Annotated in this window: 21 protein-coding genes, 2 tRNA genes and 1 riboswitch; of the genes, 6 read left to right on the forward strand and 17 right to left on the reverse strand. The window is 35.0% G+C overall.

Annotated elements, in window-relative coordinates; all coding sequences use genetic code 11:
• Positions 1–5: 5 nt before the first annotated feature.
• Together CJF42_RS26930 and CJF42_RS29400 are read right to left on the reverse strand one after the other, a co-directional pair.
• The gene (locus CJF42_RS26930; RefSeq protein ID WP_141235622.1) at positions 6–233 is read right to left on the reverse strand and encodes a hypothetical protein; all 228 of its coding nucleotides are present in this window, start codon (positions 231–233) and stop codon (positions 6–8) included.
• Positions 234–363: 130 nt separating this feature from the next.
• On the reverse strand, positions 364–474 hold the full coding sequence (locus CJF42_RS29400) for a hexameric tyrosine-coordinated heme protein (protein ID WP_353651696.1): 111 nt from the start codon (positions 472–474) through the stop codon (positions 364–366).
• Between the two features lie 260 nt (positions 475–734).
• Here CJF42_RS29400 and CJF42_RS21400 point away from each other — a divergent pair, with 260 nt between their 5' ends.
• Positions 735–1,301 carry a MarR family winged helix-turn-helix transcriptional regulator gene (locus CJF42_RS21400; protein ID WP_095368620.1) on the forward strand — a complete coding sequence of 189 codons (567 nt, stop codon included), beginning with the start codon at positions 735–737 and terminating at the stop codon, positions 1,299–1,301.
• A 386-nt stretch (positions 1,302–1,687) separates the two neighbouring features.
• Here the strand turns inward: CJF42_RS21400 and CJF42_RS21405 are convergent.
• Positions 1,688–1,764: transfer RNA gene (locus tag CJF42_RS21405), tRNA-Arg, on the reverse strand.
• Positions 1,765–2,048: 284 nt separating this feature from the next.
• Here CJF42_RS21405 and CJF42_RS21410 point away from each other — a divergent pair.
• Entirely contained in the window at positions 2,049–2,231 is a 183-nt protein-coding gene (locus tag CJF42_RS21410) for a helix-turn-helix domain-containing protein (protein ID WP_095368621.1), read from the forward strand.
• Between the two features lie 17 nt (positions 2,232–2,248).
• On the opposite strand, the gene CJF42_RS21415 is transcribed toward CJF42_RS21410, so the two are convergent.
• The 10 genes from CJF42_RS21415 to thiC form a co-directional block, all read right to left on the reverse strand.
• Complete coding sequence (locus CJF42_RS21415) at positions 2,249–3,043, reverse strand: phosphotransferase (protein ID WP_095368622.1); 795 nt, start codon at positions 3,041–3,043, stop codon at positions 2,249–2,251.
• Entirely contained in the window at positions 3,043–3,717 is a 675-nt protein-coding gene (gene pnuC / locus CJF42_RS21420) for a nicotinamide riboside transporter PnuC (protein ID WP_252097691.1), read from the reverse strand. The genes CJF42_RS21415 and pnuC overlap by 1 nt, the downstream gene beginning before the upstream one ends.
• The gene (locus CJF42_RS21425) at positions 3,714–3,965 is read right to left on the reverse strand and encodes a hypothetical protein (RefSeq protein ID WP_095368623.1); all 252 of its coding nucleotides are present in this window, start codon (positions 3,963–3,965) and stop codon (positions 3,714–3,716) included. The genes pnuC and CJF42_RS21425 overlap by 4 nt, the downstream gene beginning before the upstream one ends.
• A 199-nt stretch (positions 3,966–4,164) precedes the next feature.
• Positions 4,165–6,261, reverse strand: coding sequence for a TonB-dependent receptor (locus CJF42_RS21430; RefSeq protein WP_095368624.1), 2,097 nt, complete (start codon positions 6,259–6,261; stop codon positions 4,165–4,167).
• 115 nt (positions 6,262–6,376) lie between these two features.
• Positions 6,377–7,171: a HesA/MoeB/ThiF family protein gene (locus tag CJF42_RS21435; protein WP_095368625.1), complete on the reverse strand. Its 795-nt coding sequence runs from the start codon at positions 7,169–7,171 to the stop codon at positions 6,377–6,379.
• The gene (gene thiE / locus CJF42_RS21440; protein WP_095368626.1) at positions 7,119–8,648 is read right to left on the reverse strand and encodes a thiamine phosphate synthase; all 1,530 of its coding nucleotides are present in this window, start codon (positions 8,646–8,648) and stop codon (positions 7,119–7,121) included. The genes CJF42_RS21435 and thiE overlap by 53 nt, the downstream gene beginning before the upstream one ends.
• 21 nt (positions 8,649–8,669) lie before the next feature.
• Complete coding sequence (locus tag CJF42_RS21445; RefSeq protein ID WP_095368627.1) at positions 8,670–9,455, reverse strand: thiazole synthase; 786 nt, start codon at positions 9,453–9,455, stop codon at positions 8,670–8,672.
• An 86-nt stretch (positions 9,456–9,541) separates the two neighbouring features.
• Positions 9,542–9,751, reverse strand: a complete 210-nt coding sequence (gene thiS, locus CJF42_RS21450) for a sulfur carrier protein ThiS (RefSeq protein ID WP_095368628.1) — start codon at positions 9,749–9,751, stop codon at positions 9,542–9,544.
• A gap of 1 nt (position 9,752) precedes the next feature.
• Complete coding sequence (gene thiO / locus CJF42_RS21455; protein ID WP_095368629.1) at positions 9,753–10,853, reverse strand: glycine oxidase ThiO; 1,101 nt, start codon at positions 10,851–10,853, stop codon at positions 9,753–9,755.
• A gap of 83 nt (positions 10,854–10,936) precedes the next feature.
• Positions 10,937–12,886: a phosphomethylpyrimidine synthase ThiC gene (thiC, locus tag CJF42_RS21460; RefSeq protein ID WP_095368630.1), complete on the reverse strand. Its 1,950-nt coding sequence runs from the start codon at positions 12,884–12,886 to the stop codon at positions 10,937–10,939.
• 175 nt (positions 12,887–13,061) lie between these two features.
• A riboswitch (TPP riboswitch) is annotated at positions 13,062–13,180 on the reverse strand.
• A gap of 184 nt (positions 13,181–13,364) precedes the next feature.
• Here thiC and CJF42_RS21465 point away from each other — a divergent pair.
• Entirely contained in the window at positions 13,365–13,793 is a 429-nt protein-coding gene (locus CJF42_RS21465; protein WP_095368631.1) for an META domain-containing protein, read from the forward strand.
• 69 nt (positions 13,794–13,862) lie between these two features.
• Here the strand turns inward: CJF42_RS21465 and CJF42_RS21470 are convergent, their stop codons facing one another.
• Positions 13,863–14,258, reverse strand: coding sequence for an acyl-CoA thioesterase (locus tag CJF42_RS21470; RefSeq protein WP_095368632.1), 396 nt, complete (start codon positions 14,256–14,258; stop codon positions 13,863–13,865).
• Positions 14,259–14,584: 326 nt separating this feature from the next.
• Here CJF42_RS21470 and CJF42_RS21475 point away from each other — a divergent pair.
• A tRNA-Ile gene (locus tag CJF42_RS21475) sits at positions 14,585–14,661 on the forward strand.
• Between the two features lie 605 nt (positions 14,662–15,266).
• Complete coding sequence (locus tag CJF42_RS21480) at positions 15,267–16,094, forward strand: hypothetical protein (RefSeq protein WP_095368633.1); 828 nt, start codon at positions 15,267–15,269, stop codon at positions 16,092–16,094.
• A gap of 519 nt (positions 16,095–16,613) precedes the next feature.
• On the opposite strand, the gene CJF42_RS21490 is transcribed toward CJF42_RS21480, so the two are convergent.
• The 3 genes from CJF42_RS21490 to CJF42_RS27705 all read right to left on the reverse strand — a co-directional run bounded on the left by CJF42_RS21490 (position 16,614) and on the right by CJF42_RS27705 (position 17,589).
• Entirely contained in the window at positions 16,614–16,847 is a 234-nt protein-coding gene (locus CJF42_RS21490) for a hypothetical protein (protein WP_141235623.1), read from the reverse strand.
• A gap of 158 nt (positions 16,848–17,005) precedes the next feature.
• Positions 17,006–17,410 (reverse strand): hypothetical protein, encoded by a 405-nt coding sequence (locus CJF42_RS21495; protein WP_095368636.1) that lies wholly within the window; start codon positions 17,408–17,410, stop codon positions 17,006–17,008.
• A 2-nt stretch (positions 17,411–17,412) separates the two neighbouring features.
• A complete protein-coding gene (locus CJF42_RS27705; RefSeq protein WP_170940700.1) occupies positions 17,413–17,589 on the reverse strand; it encodes a hypothetical protein in 177 nt (58 codons plus the stop codon).
• A gap of 225 nt (positions 17,590–17,814) precedes the next feature.
• Between CJF42_RS27705 and CJF42_RS21500 the strand changes: the two genes are divergently transcribed.
• A partial coding sequence (locus tag CJF42_RS21500) for a DUF6326 family protein (protein ID WP_212668844.1) occupies positions 17,815–18,106 on the forward strand: 292 nt, incomplete at its 3' end.

Here is an 18,106-nt window from a genome sequence, read left to right on the forward strand (position 1 = left end):
TTAATTCACCGAGAATTGCTGTTGAGTTGACCAATCGCTTTAGGTTTTACAGATCCTGCAGTTCCTACTAATTCCATAATAAAACTTGTTAGTCTGCCATCAGAAGTTGCTGTGGCACTTTTAATATCAAATGCTTGGATTTTTGCATTCCCTTTATCTGCTTTAATAATGTGTGCTGATAGGCTAGTACTTGCCAATATGGTTGCTACGTATATTGCTATAAATTTTTTCATTTTATTGTCCTTTTTGTTTTCAGTAATTATTCGCTGATGCGATAGTTTAAAATTCAATAGCTACAATATGCCCAGCTTGCATCAATAATTGAGAACTCTTATCGTACTGCGATCTTAATTGTTGACGTATTTATTCATTAGGTTGTATTGCTGCAATTGTTTTACGTGCCATTTTTATTACTAACTCCCGTCCTTCTCCGGGTATTTCTGTCATAAGGTTAGGTATTAATTCGCTAAATATTTACATGATCATGCCTCCTTCAATTGATAAATAATCTGACCTAGAGATACAAGATGTCAGAAAAACTAAGCGCTTAATGCCGTGATCAGTTAATTATTCATTAATAAAAACCCCATTTTAATTCTTGATACAGCACCATATGATTGATTTAAGTATGGCTAATGAAAAAGAATGCTCAAAACAACTGGTTTTGAGTCGAAACAATATTATAAATAAAATTACTACTTGTCAATGAGGTTTTTAGTCGATACCATTAAAAAATGAAAACACAATTTATCTATCACACTATTGAGCGGCTAGGCGAACTACTGAAAATAGCAGCGCGTAAGGCTGGAGCAGAATATGGATTACAACCTGTTCAGCTAGAAGTACTACATTATTTATCTGTGTGTAATCGCTATTCAGATACACTGATGGCGGTTACTGAATATTTAGGTCAAACCAAAGGGACGGTATCACAAACAATTAAAATTCTAGAAAAAAAACAGCTATTAGACAAAATATCTGATTTAAAAGACAAACGAGTCTCTCATTTGAAAATCACGCCCAAAGCCATTGCGCTGATCAAAGACAAGATTCCCACTACTATGTTTATCAACGCGTCTAATCATTTATCCTTAACGCAACAACAAGGCATTTCTTCTACTTTACAATTATTACTGACCACTTTGATCCAATCAAATAATATGAAATCTTTTGGTCATTGCTTTTCATGTAGATATAATGCTAAAAGTGGTGACAGTGGTTATTTTTGTAACTTAGTAAAAGAACCTCTAACTGAAAAAGATGTATTACTCATTTGCCGAGAACATCTCAGCAATAAATAAAGTTCAAGGAAAAAAATAATCCTATTGGGTATAGCAAGAATAAACGCCTTTTCTCCTAAAACTTAAAGTATGCAGTCAATTTCTAAATTTCATACTCTGCCATTATTCCTCTTTTATTTCGATGAATCATCACAATTCAGGCTGTTTTTGAGTATCACTCGACTAGTTAAAAAAGTAAGCGCCCGCCCAATCTACCCTAGATCAAGCTTAACATTTCATGGCATCTGTTTTTCGACATCAACATAGCCATCTACTTGCAGATAACAGGTAAAACTATTCAGGTAGTTCACCATGCTCTGCTCAGCCCTACCATTTTAATAGTCATATATACCCATGCTAGGTTTGGGATATTATTTTGTGTTGTAATGGCATATTTGAATTGATTATGGCGCACCCTGCAGGATTCGAACCTGCGGCCTTCGCCTCCGGAGGGCGACGCTCTATCCAGCTGAGCTAAGGGTGCTATTTTTGTAGATAATATTGACTGTAACTCTTAAACTTAATCATGTTCTTCACCTTAATAAGAAAATGCTTTATAAGCTGAAGGAATATATTTTTTAATCGCACTAAAGTACTGGATATAAGTACTAATAGGAGTTACAGACGTATGATAAAGCCAATGCATGTTAAATGCCAGCTTATTGATTCTATTTGCTTAATATTTCCACTATACTTTTTGCCTTTAGTAAGCTTTACTTAAAATAGTCTAATTTATGAATTGGCTAAATAAAAAACTAGGAGAGATAAATGGCATTAATGACAATACTAGAAGTTGCCGATTTTTTAGGTGTAAAAGAAGAGCGCGTAAAACGCTTAGAGCGAGAGCATTTATTAATTTCTAAAGAAAATAACGATGCAGGAGATCCTCTATTTGATGATGGAGATGTACAAAAATATAAAGAGCTAGCAGAACGTATTGGTGGCCTTTAATATATTCTGCAAAAAGCCTACTTGCTGTAAAAGTCACATGCTTTCACTTGTGACAATGCAAGTATGGCTGCCTCATTAAACCCGCGATCAATATACCATAAATAGCATAAAGCATTATAAATAAAGTTATATATATCTAACTTTTGCCAAGCCAGATCGTCATTTATTGTTAAGTGGGTTTGCTTACAATACATGTTAAGCAATTGATCTTGCTGCTGCAGATCAAACTGATAACTTGATGCAATCGCGGCTAAGTCAAAAAATATATCATTGGTTTGCGCATATTCAAAATCAATTAAAATAAACTGATTACCGTCATTAATAATATTACTTTTGATTAAGTCGTTATGGCAAAAGCCTAAACTTTTAGGCAATTCATTCACTAAAGATAAAGCTGAATGAATTTTTTCCTCAAATTCAGTGTATTCCATTAAGTTTTTATAAGGTAAAAAGTGCGCCTCTAAATCCATACAAGCAGAGTTAGATGAAAATTGATGCAATTGTATCAACGACTCAACAATTGTACTTATAGTGACGCATGAGGCGATTTCACCAGGAACATAATCAAATAAAGCTGTATTGTTTGCTTTATTAAAACCATATACCTGTGGTGCGATATTTTTTTTAGCTAATTGCTTTTGCGCAAGTAATTGCGTTATAGGTAAAATATTATGGTAACATTTTAATAAATAATGTTGTTGCTCAGTAATAATATGATAATTAATATTACTGAGCCCAGTAGGTAAAAATGATGATGTTAATATTTTTTCATCTGGTTTAAAGTGATAAAAAAAATCTGAGATATCTTTCATTAAACAGCGTTTTTCATATCTTGATTATCTAATGCATCAACTCTGTTTTTTTCATATTCTTGATACCAAGTACCAAAACCCCAGGCAGCCATTATGGTATAGCAAATGAAAAGCACAACCGTTGGATAGTAACCTTTTTCAACATATAAATAAATTGAAGCACCATCTATCACAATCCAATACAACCAGTTTTCAAGTACCTTTTGCGTTACTAAATAGGTGGTAACTGCAGCAAAGCAGGTGGTAAAACTATCTAAATAGGCAAAGTCGGCATAGGTATAATTAGACATAATATAACCTAAAACTATTGATACCATCGTTGTAATAGCAATGATTTTAATATGCCTACTTAAGCCCCAAGATTGAATAGACACTTCCATCCTTCGCACTAAATCAGGCCCTTCATTATGTTTATGCCATGCAGTCCAACCATAAACAGCCATGCCCATGTAGTACACATTTAATAGTGACTCCATAAGCAAAGCACCGTTAAAAAACAAAATGCTATAAATAAATGTACTAAAAAATGCAGCGGGCCAACACCACAAACTTTCTTTTACCGCACACAGAATATAAGCAATAGAAAAACCGACTGCGATATACTCCCAATGAGACATAGCAGTAAAGCCAGATAAAGTATCAGTTATCACTTGTGTCCAGTTTAAATCACTCATTCTGGAGATAAATCCCCATTGATAAACTTACATACAAATATCGCTTTACCAAAGGTTTCATACGATTTTTTAATTTCTTGATTTAATACATTCATCACTAAATCATAGTCACCAAACACTTGAGTCGACATGGTATTAGTAATTACTTTTAAGCCTTTATGGTAATTTAATCTATCAATGAAGTCTTTGATAAACGGAATATAATCTTGATTTAGCGGATACTTGCTAATTTCTACAGAAAGTTTCATTTATTATCCTTTAAATAACAATAGTTTCACCGCTAAAAAGTGAAGCTAGTATATATACCCATGCTACATGAAAATGCGCGATTTTAGCAAGTCTAGAAGCGTGCCAAATGCGAGGCATAAGACGTGTCATTAAGTCATTTTAACAAAAATCTTATAACAACGTAGTTGACCGCTTATCGTCTTGCCCTACAGGAGCTTATTAAAAACTATAGTCAAAGCTCACGCCTGTTACCATAGGTTCACCATACTGCTCATAAGTATGTGTTTGCCAACCATCAGTAGGATCATTAGGGAATTCAAAACCACGTACCGCATAATCTTCGTCAAATACATTACGTACCCAAGCACTTACTTGCCAATCATCTTGATGATAAACAGCGCTAGCATTAACTAAATTAATATTTTTTGATTCTGAGTTATGACTATCAGAGTAGAAATATGCGTCTTTACCCTCAATACCCACGTTGAGGTATAAATTATCACTTGTATCAAATTGTGCATTAAGAGAGTATTGATATTTAGGTGCCTGTGCTTGGTCGCGACCATCTTGATTCAACCCTTCTTTGGTCACATATCCTTCAATTTTAGTATCTAGATATCCTATATTTCCCTGTAAAGTTAGCGTATCAGTTAATTGATAACTCGTTTCAATTTCAAGACCATAATTGCGCCCTTCATTTGCATTATCGTAGTAACCAATAAATTTTTGTTTTTCATCTTGAATATAGGCTTTCAATTGCATGTTATCACGAAGCATGTAAAACGCGGTTACGCGTAATGTTAGCTTTTTATCTTCTGAAGCCCCTTTAACACCAAATTCAGCATTCCATAAGTATTCAGGTGAAAACGCCGCATGTTCTTGAACAATGAATGCATTTTTGCTTGCTAAACCTTGACCGTTTATGCCACCCGCTTTATAACCACGCGATACACTGGTATAAATCATAGTACGTGGTACTACTTGATACTCAAGTGCCACTTTACCACCGAACATCAAATCTGAAGTACTTTCATTTATGCCATTATTATCAGAATAATCACCTTGATTACGTTCAACTCTTAATCCAGTTATTAAAGTTGTTTGCTCATCAAGTTTTGTTTCTAGCTGACCAAACGCAGCAATATTTTGTGAATCATATTCAGAGATGAAGTTTTGCTCAAACCAAGTATATTCTCGCGTTAAGTCAACATTACGGCCTTGGTAATACACACCACTAACCCAATTATTTTGCTTACCTGACAATACCACTTCAGCACTATAATCATCACGATCTCTTTGGTATGCATCTGTTGAGCTATAACCTTCAGGGTGTAACCCTGCTATACAAAGTTCAGGTTGCGTAGCATCATTACAGGTCCAATCTTCATCAAAGCTATATAACAAGTCAGACTTTATACTGGTTAAATTAATAACCACATCAGCAAAATCTAAACCGTTATAGGTATTAGCTAAACCAAAAGCCATACTTTTTTGATTATCGGAGCCTGGATTGTCTGCTGTACTATGGCGACTATTATCTAATGTAAAGCCATCATAACCATTATTAATATCAATATAATGAATCGTCAGTTGAGTATTTAATTGTTCAGTGATCTGGCTATTGAGTTTGAAACGACTTACCACTTCATCACGGTTTTGGGTATCATTACGTTGTAAATAATCATTTTCCATAAAACCATCTGATTCAGCTTTAAAAGCGCTAAACCTGAATGCAGTGTCATTGGTTAAACCGGTACCAAATGCCACGCCCTTTTCAGAGCTATTATAATTACCCATACCCAGTTTCATTTTAAAACTGTCATCAAAAGTCGCAGCAGCAGTATCAATGTATACCATACCAGCTAATGCATCTGCACCAAAGCGCGTTCCTTGTGGACCCCGATAAATTTCAACTTGTGAGCTATCAAACAATAACGCTGCACCACCTAAACCCGAATAGTTAATACCATCAATAACCATTCCAACCGATGGATTGATTGGATCAACAAATTGTGAACGTAAACCCACACCACGAATTTGCACATAGCGACCGCGGGAAGCGCCCGCAGAAAAATTGACGTTAGCAGCACCATTTAATATCTCATCCAATGCAGTTGCACCACGTACATTAATGTCTTGTTCAGAAAATACCGAAGCACTGGCACTTAACTTTTGAATATTTTCTTTTTTAAAATCACCAGAAACCAGAATACGCTCAATATCAGCTTCATTTTCTGTTGCGAAAGCAGGCGCTAACATTCCCTGTGAAACTGCCAAAGCGAGTATTGATGTAGATGTTTTAAATTTGAATTTCATGATGAACTTTATTCCATTTATATGTATCGCGCGATACGCGTTATTTTATGTTAAAGAGACTGATTTAAACAGTAAAAATATGTAGTGGCTTTAATAAAATTGTGAAGTAATTTTATTAACAAATATCACAATCAGGATTAGCTGAGAAAGATATCTTTTTTTGTTCAAATGTCAGTGCATTAAAACTAATAAACTGATTTGAATTCATATGACCCAAAATGTAGTTTAAAGTTTGTGTTGCTTGCATCGTCCCCATTACACCAAGCAATGGACTCAATACGCCTGAGTTTTCGCAATTAAGTGCAGCTTGCTGCTGGGATGGCTCAAATAAACATTGATAACAGCCTAAACCTTGTTGACGGTTATCAAAAACCATTAATTGACCTTGTGTTGCTATTGCAGCCGCTGAAATTAAAACCTTTTTCAAGCTAACACAATAGTGATTTACCAAATATCGCGTGGTAAAGTTATCGGAGCAATCAAGTACAATATCAGCACTATTAATTAACGCTTCGACATTCGTTTCTGAAAGCTTTTCATTCACAATATTTATTGTGATTTCATTATTTAAACTGGCTAAAATTTTTTTAGCTGCAAGTGTTTTATTTTGCCCTAAGTGATTGATTTTATACAAGATTTGCCTTTGTAGGTTGGTAAGTTCTACTTTATCATTATCAACTAAAGTTAACTCTCCAATACCCGATGCAGCCAAATATAAAGCTGCGGGGCAGCCTAAACCACCGATCCCAATAATGAGTACTTTCGCTTTTTTTAACTTTTTTTGACCGTCAAAACCCACTTCTTTTAGCATCAATTGACGGCTATAACGAATTTTCTCTTTATCGCTAAGTGATTCATTACTCAAAGCTGATTTCCGTTTGTAGTTTTTTAATTGCCAAAGCAGGATCATCCGATTCTGTAATAGCACGGACGACAGCAACACTACCCACTCCTGTTTGTGCGACTTCTTTTGCACGAGATAAATCAATACCACCTATGGCGACTGTAGGATAAGACTGCATTAACGGCACAAAATGTTTTAATTTTTCTAACCCTTGAATTTGACCTGTCATATCTTTAGTTTTTGTTGGATAAATAGCACCAAAAGCTAAATAACTTGGCTTATAATTATCAGCTCGCAGCATTTCATAAAAACCATGAGTTGATAAACCTAAACGAAGACCTGCCATTTTTATCGCAGCTAAATCTGCTAAATACAAATCTTCTTGACCTAAGTGCACACCATAAGCTTTATGTTTTATCGCTAATTGCCAATGATCATTGATATATACATTTGCTTGATATTGTTCACCTAAAACAACGGCTTGCTCTATTTTAGACTCTAGCTCCGGATCTAACTTATCTTTAATACGTAATTGCATTGTTTTTATGCCATTAACTAAACAAGTTTCAAGCCAAGACACTGTATCAACAATAGGATATAAACCTAATTTTAAATTGTCACATTTAGCAAACTCCATTGCCGGTGGATGTGCTGATACAGGATCTAAATCTAGCTCTAACCCTAAAAAGCTATCAGGCTCTATAACTTGGGGAAAATCATCTTTATTTTCAGGAAATCCACAATGCGCAACCGGCCCAATACCTTGGCCCAAACGTTTTGCAGCCTTTAAACCCTGATTTATATAGGCTTTAGCTAAAATAAAAGCGTCTTTTAATGGATATTCTTTTGCTAAACATGCCGCTATTGCTGAGGCAAAGCTACAACCAGTTCCGTGACTATGTGGCACTGCTAAGGTTTTATTTCCTAACCAATATTCAGTGTTCAAGTCATCACTTGATTGACAATAATCGATACAATAACCTTGTGGGTAATTCCAATGACCACCTTTAACTACAACTGATTTAATCCCCATTTTAAAAAATGTGGCAGCGGCATCTCTTACTGCGCTTGGCCCGATTAAATAGACTCCTGTTAAAGCTTGTGTTTCTCTGGTGTTTGGCGTTAAAACATCAATTAAAGGTAATAAATGCTCTTTTAAAGCGGGAATAACATCATCTTCAGTTAAGTTTTCACCGCTTGATGCAACAACGACAGGATCATAAATAACAACAGGCTTGTTTGACCAAGTCTTTTTATATTCTTGAATCTTTTGCGCTACAAACATAATTTGTGCTTCATTCGCTAACATACCAATTTTAATAACAGCTGCTGGCATATCTTGTTCTAACGCTTTCAGTTGCGAAGCAATAACTTCAATAGCAACGGGGTTAATTGCTTCAACCCCCATGCTATTTTGCGCCGTTAAAGCAGTTACAACAGTACATGTATGAATACCAAAACTCTGCATCGCTTTTATATCAGCTTGTATTCCTGCTCCACCGCCAGAATCAGAACCCGCAATAGTCCAAACTACCTTATTCATTTACAACCTCTTAATAAATCGTTAAACCTGCTCATGCCAAAAAGGTGTACCTAATGTTGGTGTTGAGGCATGAGCTGTTTGCCTTTGTGGCATTATACCTGCTAAATACCCCTGGCTACCGGCTTCAATTGCATTAGCAAAAGCACTTGCCATTAATATTGGGTCATCAGCTAAAGCCACCGCACTATTTAATAATACGCCATCATAACCCATTTCCATGGCAATACAGGCATCAGATGGCTTACCTATTCCCGCATCTAAGATTAGAGTTGCATCAGGTAAACGCGTTCTTATAGTTTCAAGATTATAAGGATTCATTAAACCTTTACCTGTACCAATAGGTGAGGCCCAAGGCATAATTACTTCGCACCCTAAATCGTATAAACGCTGGCAAATCACTAAATCATCAGTGCAATAAGGTAATACTTTAAAGCCTTCTGTAATAAGTTGCTCTGCGGATTTTAATAACTCAATTGGATCAGGTTGCAGATTGTAATCATCACCTATGACTTCTAACTTTATCCAATTTGTATTAAAAATCTCTCGACTCATTTGCGCTAAAGTAAAAACTTCCTCTGCTGATTTACAACCCGCTGTATTTGGCAATAACTTCAAACCCATTTCTTTTATATGTTGCCATATTTGTGCACCACCTTGTTCTGACGGATTTTGACGTTTCAATGATAACGTAATTACTTGAGAGCCACTGGCTTTTACAGCTTTACTCATAATTTCTGGAGAAGGGTATAAAGCACTGCCAATTAATAAGCGGTTTGTAAGTTCAGTTCCATAAATAGACCAAGACATATTAAGTTCCTGTTACTTGTATTGGCGATACATTTTTACCATTTACTGTATCAGTTTCGTCACTGATAAGTTCAAACCAATTCATACTAACCCCCAGCTATCGGAGACATAATATCTATTTTGTCTCCTGCATTTAAAACCGTTGTAGCGTAATTTCCTTTTGCGACAAATTGTGAATTTAATGCCACTGCAAAACTAGCTTTAATGTTTTTACTTTGGCTAAAATCCTTTAATACATCCGCTAAAAAAGCAGATTCTTTAACCTTGTGTTGTTGCGAATTAATTAAAATATTCATGTTAACTCACTTGCTTAATAAGTGGATTTTGATGACTCAAATCGGATAAATTTAAAGTACTCGATGACAACTGTCCAGTTACGGCTGCTAAAGCTTGCTGCAAAACAACAGGAGCTAATAAAAAACCATGACGATATAAACCATTTATACGTATTAAACCAGTTTGAGTATAAATTGCTGGGCGATTATCAGATAAAGCGGGTCGACAAGCTGTAACTTGCTCTTTAATTTCAGCTTCAGCAAAACCCGGGTGCACACTATAAGCTGCCGACAATAACTCTAAAGCTGAACGCACTGTCATAGGTCCTGGATTATCCGATTCAATTTCTGTAGCACCCACTATATAATGCTTATTTGGTTTAGGTGCTATGTATAAATGGTAATGCGGATGCATTAGTCTAACGGGCCTTGTGATATTAACTTCAGGTGCAATTAGTTGAAATAATTCACCTCGTACAGCACGCAAGTTTTTAAGATCATCTGTTGCACCAGTGCCCCTGCAATCAATGACTAAATCAGCTGTTATGATCAGTTCATTACAAATAATTTTACCTTTTGAAACGTGAGATACCTGACTATTTAAATACCAGTTTATCCCTTCAACTTCTAACTGCTGAGTTAAAGCCGACATTAATTTGCGATTACCTAATTGCCCTTCTTCGGGTAAGTAGATAGCTGAATTAAATCGACGTGCTATTTCAGGTTCAAGTTCAGCAAGTTGATTGCGATTTAGTTTTTGCATATCACATTGTGACCAATTTTTTTGAATATGGCGTACAAATCGCTGCATATCTCCTACATCTTGCGTATGAGATACAACTAAAGAGCCTTTTTGTTGGTAAAAGGTATATTCATCTAAAGTTGATAATATTGTTGGCCATAAGCTAATACCTTGCATGCCCATTGTTACAATTTCAGGCTCTGCGATAAGAGATTCACTATAAGGCGTTAACATACCACCAGCAGCTCGCGCAGCACTGCCGGTGCCTTTTTTATCAGATTTATCATATAGATGAATATCATAATTTTGGCGACTTAAATACAAAGCCATTAGTCGACCAATCAGACCGCTACCCACGATGATAATTTTATTTTTTGTCATATAACGTCTGTAGACGGGGCTTTAGCCGCGTTCACACTATAAAGAAATGTGGGACTAAAGTCCCACATACATGTGTCGTCAAATTACACAGGCTGGTAAATTTCAGCACCGGCATTTTTAAACTCTGCCGACTTAGCTTTCATTTCAGCTTCAACGTCAATCATCTTAACCTCTATCGACTCACCTAATTTGTTAGCATCTATGCCTTTAGCTTCAAGATTTTTGGCATAATCTCTTACTTCTTGTGAAATTTTCATTGAACAGAACTTAGGGCCACACATAGAACAAAAATGTGCTACTTTTCCTGACTCTTGCGGAATTGTTTCATCGTGGTATTCGCGAGCACGTTCAGGGTCTAAACCAATGTTAAATTGATCGTACCAACGGAATTCAAAACGCGCCTTCGACATGGCATTATCGCGAATTTGAGCACCCGGATGACCTTTCGCTAAATCGGCAGCATGCGCTGCGATCTTATAAGTAATCAATCCTTCTTTAACATCTTCTTTTTTAGGTAAACCTAAATGCTCTTTTGGTGTTACATAACATAACATCGCACAGCCATACCAAGCGATTTGGGCGGCACCGATCCCTGATGTGATGTGATCATAACCTGGTGCAATATCAGTTGTTAATGGGCCTAAAGTATAAAAAGGCGCTTCATCACAATGTTTAAGCTGCTCGTCCATATTTTCTTTTATCATATGCATTGGCACATGACCGGGACCTTCAATGAACACTTGTACATCATGTTTCCAAGCAATTTTAGTTAACTCACCTAAAGTACGTAATTCAGAGAATTGCGCTTCATCATTGGCATCATATACTGAACCAGGACGTAAGCCATCACCTAATGAGAAAGTCACATCGTATTGCTTTAATATTTCACAAATATCTTCAAAATGAGTATATAAAAAGTTTTCTTTATGGTGTGCTAAACACCACTTAGCCATGATAGAACCACCACGAGATACAATACCCGTTAAGCGTTTAGCTGTCATGGGTACATAACGTAATAATACGCCGGCATGAATTGTAAAGTAATCGACCCCCTGTTCAGCTTGTTCTATTAACGTATCCCGGAAAATCTCCCATGTTAAATCTTCAGCAACACCATTTACTTTTTCTAATGCTTGGTAGATAGGTACCGTACCAATTGGTACTGGTGAATTACGCACAATCCACTCTCGGGTTTCATGAATATAACGACCCGTCGATAAATCCATTACCGTATCGGCGCCCCAGCGTGTAGACCACACTAGTTTTTCAACTTCTTCTTCGATTGAAGAACCAACTGAAGAATTACCAATATTAGCGTTAACTTTAACTAAAAAGTTACGACCTACTATCATAGGCTCTGATTCTGGATGATTAATATTATTTGGTAAAATAGCGCGACCGCGGGCAATTTCGTCACGTACAAATTCAGGTGTAATAAAATCAGGGATACTTGCCCCAAAAGACTCACCTTTATGTTGTTCAGCTAATATTTCTTCACGAATTTCTTTGCGCCCCATATTTTCACGGATTGCAACATATTCCATTTCAGGAGTAACTATGCCTTGGCGAGCATAATGCATTTGTGTCACATTTTTGCCCGTTTTACCACGACGAATTTTTGGTAAATGCTCAAAACGGATATGATCTAAACCTTCATCAGCCATGCGCTGTTGTGAAAACTGTGAAGTAACAGATTCTAATAATTCAGTATCTTCACGACCTTCGATCCATTGCTCTCTATATTTTGGTAAACCTTTACGTACATCTAAAACAAAGCCCTCATCGGTATATGGACCTGATGTATCGTAAACTAGAACGGGATCATTTTTTTCTACTACAGGATTTTCTTCTGGGCCACTGATATAGGTATCAGTTAGTGTAATTTCACGTATCCCTACGCGCACACCTTTCATATCGCCTTCAACATAAATTTTTTCTGAACTAGGGAAAGGCTGCCCCGTTAAATTATAAATATAATCTGACGCGGATTGTCGTTCTTCACGACGTGACGGTTTATTTTTAATTGCTGACATGACTTACCTCATTGCTATTAATGATGGCTTGTCAGGAGAGTACCAAATGGCACAAGTGAACTGGATTTAAGTATTAAGACAAGATAATGCACACTATGGCATTGCCCTATTGAAGTGTTTTCTCACCCATATAAGCATTAAAAAAATGCAACCAACAGGGAGAAAACAACCCCATTGTAATTGGGCGCTTGTTTCCTACGTAGATATTAATCTATTCAGGTTCACGGATCCCGCTTACGCGATCTCAGCTCATCATATACAAATTGTATAATTAGAGCACTCCGACAAGTAACTATTTTGAAGCTTACTTATATTCAGATTGTATAGCAAGTAATAGTGATACAACAAAATGAACATTTTTATAAACTTTTTATGATAGTACATGTCGAATAATTAACGAAATGGTTGCAAAAAAAATAAAATAAATTTGCTATTATTAAGAAATTAGCCTGTATATTAACTATTATTGAGTACTTTAATGAAATTATCAGTATTTTTAGCTAGCGTTTGCATTTTATTAACTAGCGGTTGCCAAATAACAAACACAATAAAAGAAAGTGAATTAAAACATCATAATTTTAAGTTACAAACAATAGACAACAAGCCTGTTAAAACGATACAAGTAGTTAATATAGAGTTTATTGAAGCAATGCGCGTAAATGGTTTTACTGGTTGTAATCGTTTTTTTGGCCAAGCAATCCTGAAAAAAGGCAAGTTTAAAATAGATAAAATAGGCATGACTCGTAAATCTTGTGATGAGCATAGTAACAAAATTGAAACATACTTGATTGATACTTTATCTAATTGGTCTGATGTGACTTTAGAAAATCGAACTTTAAATATTATAGGTAACCATAAATTAGTATTTAAAATGACCACTGATCTAAATAAAATCATGGATAAATAATAAGGCTTTAGCTTGTTAGTTAAAGAATGTAGGTTGAATCACAATGCCAACCTACAATATTTAAATTATTTATTTTGCTGGAAAAACAGAATCTATATAGTCTGGTAAAAATGGACGACCACGCTCATTTAAAGAAGTACCAATTACCAAAGCATCAATAGCGACTTTCTCATCTTTTAACCTTACTATCTTTTGTCTAAAACCGAATTTCACTTTAGAAATACGCTCAGGCACAATTTCTACATAAAATTCATCACCTGGTACTAAAGACGATTTAAAGTCTATTTCACTGCGAATGACCACTAAGTTAATTTTATCAGTGGCTAGTTGTGCAAAATCAACATTATTTTCAGCTAAAAACTCATGGCGAGCATGCTCTAAATAATTAAAGTATACGCCATTATTTACTATACCTTGTAAGTCACATTCATAGTCACGTACTTTTAATTCAATTCTAAACGTCATTTATAGCCTCATTTGTCACTCTAATGCATCTATTAAAATAGCGATATTTTGCTTAAACCATAATAGACAACAATATATTTTTATTATATTCATCACTAGGAGAATTTATTTCGATGTAATCTAGCAAAAAAAGATTCCAAATCATAAGTAATACATAGTGCCATCACTCATTTTGTATTAAAAAAGCACTAACTGATTACAAAAACATCATTCAAACTAAAATCTTATAAAAATATACTTCAAGGTGATGACAACAGGAAAAAAAACTCATATACTTCATCCCGCTTCAATTATCAGCCTGCTGATATATATAAAGCTTTAAAAGTGGCCCTTTAGCTCAGTTGGTTAGAGCATACGACTCATAATCGTCAGGTCCCCTGTTCGAGTCAGGGAAGGGCCACCATTTTTTACACTACTATCAAGGCTTTCAGCCACATTTCATCGTTAAAAACCTTAGTGCCACAACAGTGCCACAAGCCCATATATAGCAATTAGTGCCACATTAGTGCCACATACCCCCTTTAAAAAGTCCATTTATGTCGATTAATGTCACAATCATGACATTAGAATCAATCTGCAAATCTCTAAAATCCTTTGTTTACCTAGCCTAGACTAAATAACAATGTCTCTATTGATGTCAAATACGCAAAAAAAGCTTAAGAAAGCGGCAGGCGAAGAGGAGTGAGTTTTAAGGTATGCTGAGTGTTATCGGTACGGTTTTGACTGGTAGGAGCCTTTTACAGACATAAGAGATTAGCGTGTCTTTTTCTCTTATGTGCCATAAGCAGACCTTCAGGCTCTTACTTTTTAAGGCTACTCAGAGTTTAAAGTCAACATTATGATACTGATTTTGTGTGTTATATTAGCTTTTTAATTCCCAATTGAATTTACTTCTGATAATCCTAATTATCAGAAGTAAATAATTGACTACCTTACCTTTTTAAGGTACTTTTTTGGTCGCTTTACATTTCGTATAAGCAATCAATTATAAATTTTAAAGGACTTAAAATGAAAAAAATCATTTCAATACTACTTCTATTTTTCTATTCTTCTATATCATTTGCAAGCACAACATTAAAAATATGCAACACCTGCAGTAGTGATTCTAGCTTTGAATTTGCAGCTAAAGCGGAAGCTGAACTAGGAACTAGTTCTATAGTGAAAGTATTAAATTTAAAAGACGGTACTATTCGCCAATTTAATGTTGAATTAGAGCCTTTAGAGCCTGGATATGAAGAAAGAGGAGGGGTAGTATTAAATGAATCTCAAGTTTCAAGTGCAGATATAGAACTAGCTACTGAGGCTGTTTCAAATAAAACTGCACTGAGAGGCTTTTTTGATGCAAATAGCGATATTCCTTCTGACGTATTAACTTCTGGCTACGCTACCATAGGGCGAAGTTATAATGTTACAGCACTAATGTCATATTACAACAATAACCTAGGAGCTGGTCAGAAATGGTCTGTATATTGGTCATCATTGCTAGTGCTTGCTGGTAAAGTTGTTAACGCAAAGGTGTATGTATCTCTAAAATTTTCTGATGGTTCAACGTTAGACGTCAAATTTACCGGATTAGATTCTTCAGGTAATGTTATTTTTGAGCCACTTAGATTGATAGATAAAGATGGGAATATAGTTCCTCTTGATGAAAAAGCATTTAAGGCAAACCAAAACAATACATATAAATTTTCAACTGTCCAAGGACTTCAGCAATACTTAGACGCTGCAGGTAGGTATGGTATTTCAGTTGTAAATGTAGCTAATATACCTACAGGCACAGGATCAGTATCTGATATAAGGTGTGATGATCAAAATAAATGTAGAAAGATTAATTAAGGAGATGTGATGTATTTTCACGTAAATTCAATTACTACAGTAGTTTTGATTCTTGCTATTATAACAAATAGCGTTCTTTTGTATTTACAAATAAAGGGGAAGGGAATAACCAAAAAACAATGTATTGTTAATTTGGTTTTATCTTTAACTATTTTTATAATCGGTTGGGTATATTTTATTTATGTAATATATAAGAGACCAATTTTTGCTGAGGCACGCAGTAAAAAAGCTTAAGGTTTTTCTATCCTCGGACTAAAGTCAACTAGGTTTTAAACCCAAAGATAGAAATTAAAACCGTCGATAAAATATATTATCGACGGTTTTTTATTAGTCCGTACTTCGAGTAGACCTCAGAGTCAATCAACTGTTCAAAGTCCGCTTATCGCTCTTAACAGACTCAGGGTAAATTGAACTGAATGACCGCTATGTCGGAGGGTCTTAACTTATATCTAATTTACTTCGGGCAATAGCGCATATGTAGCATCCGAATTGATTAAACTCCATAATTAAAACTAACACCTAAGCGGCATATTTAAATTTTTGCTTTGCTGTATTGGTTACAGTCGAAAGTAATATAAATATTTGTAGCCCAAGTAAAACCCTTTTTGTATCAGAATAATGAGAATACACCCAATCCCAGCCCCAATACTGTTTTGCAGTAACCTCTGATATTCCGATGTGTTCTAAATTTCTTATAATATTTTCAGCTGCAGATGTAAGATCTACCAATATTGTAAAAAGAATAATTGTCATTAAAGCCACTTCAGCCACGGCAAGAGCATTACGAATTTTATACAAGTTTAGTTTGAAATTTAATCTAAACAGACTTGTGTGGAGCTTAAATCTGTAGATTTTTTTGAACCAGCATATAAAAACAGTTTATTTGATTTGTTTTTTTCAAAAAGGCGATGTCAATACCATTTATAATGCTCTTGCCCTGCCACTTCAGCGTTAATCATTACAATTGTTTGTAATTTTTCTGATTTATATTTCATACAATACGAACGAGACAATGATGTTCTGAAAATTAAAAATGTAAGTAAAATACAATCAAATACAAAGTGAGTTAGGAAAATTGTATTATTAATCCAAACTTGCGCAATCGTATCACTAGAGGTAGGTATAATTAAAAAAACTAGGCGTTCTATCACAATAACTGCAACTAAACCTATACATATGTGAATTATATTAGCGTTATCTCGATTAAAGAAATATATGCTAATAAGTGTAACGATAGTAAATGCAGCAGTAACTAAAGGAATATCAATCCTAATTGTTAATAATACTCCTATTAACAACAATAAAAATTTTTTCATAGCTAATTATTGCCTTTGGGAGAGTCGCCATTATCATCTCCACTAAGCATTGCCGCTTTGACACTTATACTGACAGTATCATTTAATAATATCGTTGCTTGTCCACCCTTTGGAGAATCGCCATTATCATCCCCACTCATTGGAGTTTCTAATTTTACTCTCCCTGATGCGTTAGACATTTTTATTTTCTCTTTGCTCTAATAGTATATTTTGATTAGTGCTTTGCTTTATTTCCATGCCTGATCCTTGATTTATTATTTGTGACTTTTTTTTTCAAACTAGTAAATTGTTTTAGTAATAGGCTCGTTATGTGCCAATCATCTTATTTTGTAACATCTAATTTTTGCTATTAAATTAATGGCAACGTATTGTTATTTATTTAGTAATAAATCGAAGGAAATAGCATGGAAGCAAGTAAAAAAGTTATAGATAGAAAAGTCATACTTTCAACTATTTGGATATTTTATCTATTTAATATTCTTTATGCCGATGTTTTAAATATGATGGGAACAGTGACTACAAATTCAGCTAATGGAGTTGAGTTAATAGAGGCATTACTATCGCCTGAAATGTTACTAGGAGCAGCAATATTTCTTGAAACAGCAATGGTAATGATTATTCTATCTCGGTTATTAAAGTATAGAATAAATCGATGGGCAAACATAATAATTGGGGTGTTATACCAATCAGATTATT

Source organism: Pseudoalteromonas sp. NBT06-2 (genome assembly GCF_002276045.1).
In the GTDB taxonomy this organism is placed as follows: Bacteria; Pseudomonadota; Gammaproteobacteria; order Enterobacterales; family Alteromonadaceae; genus Pseudoalteromonas.

Coding starts and splice junctions, on each gene's coding strand:
- CJF42_RS26930 (WP_141235622.1), bottom strand. CDS start 233: ATGAAAAAATTTATAGCAATATACGTAGCAACCATATTGGCAAGTACT.
- CJF42_RS21400 (WP_095368620.1), top strand. CDS start 735: ATGAAAACACAATTTATCTATCACACTATTGAGCGGCTAGGCGAACTA.
- CJF42_RS21410 (WP_095368621.1), top strand. CDS start 2,049: ATGGCATTAATGACAATACTAGAAGTTGCCGATTTTTTAGGTGTAAAA.
- CJF42_RS21415 (WP_095368622.1), bottom strand. CDS start 3,043: ATGAAAGATATCTCAGATTTTTTTTATCACTTTAAACCAGATGAAAAA.
- pnuC (WP_252097691.1), bottom strand. CDS start 3,717: ATGAGTGATTTAAACTGGACACAAGTGATAACTGATACTTTATCTGGC.
- CJF42_RS21425 (WP_095368623.1), bottom strand. CDS start 3,965: ATGAAACTTTCTGTAGAAATTAGCAAGTATCCGCTAAATCAAGATTAT.
- CJF42_RS21430 (WP_095368624.1), bottom strand. CDS start 6,261: ATGAAATTCAAATTTAAAACATCTACATCAATACTCGCTTTGGCAGTT.
- CJF42_RS21435 (WP_095368625.1), bottom strand. CDS start 7,171: ATGATCCTGCTTTGGCAATTAAAAAACTACAAACGGAAATCAGCTTTG.
- thiE (WP_095368626.1), bottom strand. CDS start 8,648: ATGAATAAGGTAGTTTGGACTATTGCGGGTTCTGATTCTGGCGGTGGA.
- CJF42_RS21445 (WP_095368627.1), bottom strand. CDS start 9,455: ATGTCTTGGTCTATTTATGGAACTGAACTTACAAACCGCTTATTAATT.
- thiS (WP_095368628.1), bottom strand. CDS start 9,751: ATGAATATTTTAATTAATTCGCAACAACACAAGGTTAAAGAATCTGCT.
- thiO (WP_095368629.1), bottom strand. CDS start 10,853: ATGACAAAAAATAAAATTATCATCGTGGGTAGCGGTCTGATTGGTCGA.
- thiC (WP_095368630.1), bottom strand. CDS start 12,886: ATGTCAGCAATTAAAAATAAACCGTCACGTCGTGAAGAACGACAATCC.
- CJF42_RS21465 (WP_095368631.1), top strand. CDS start 13,365: ATGAAATTATCAGTATTTTTAGCTAGCGTTTGCATTTTATTAACTAGC.
- CJF42_RS21470 (WP_095368632.1), bottom strand. CDS start 14,258: ATGACGTTTAGAATTGAATTAAAAGTACGTGACTATGAATGTGACTTA.
- CJF42_RS21480 (WP_095368633.1), top strand. CDS start 15,267: ATGAAAAAAATCATTTCAATACTACTTCTATTTTTCTATTCTTCTATA.
- CJF42_RS21490 (WP_141235623.1), bottom strand. CDS start 16,847: ATGACAATTATTCTTTTTACAATATTGGTAGATCTTACATCTGCAGCT.
- CJF42_RS21495 (WP_095368636.1), bottom strand. CDS start 17,410: ATGAAAAAATTTTTATTGTTGTTAATAGGAGTATTATTAACAATTAGG.
- CJF42_RS27705 (WP_170940700.1), bottom strand. CDS start 17,589: ATGTCTAACGCATCAGGGAGAGTAAAATTAGAAACTCCAATGAGTGGG.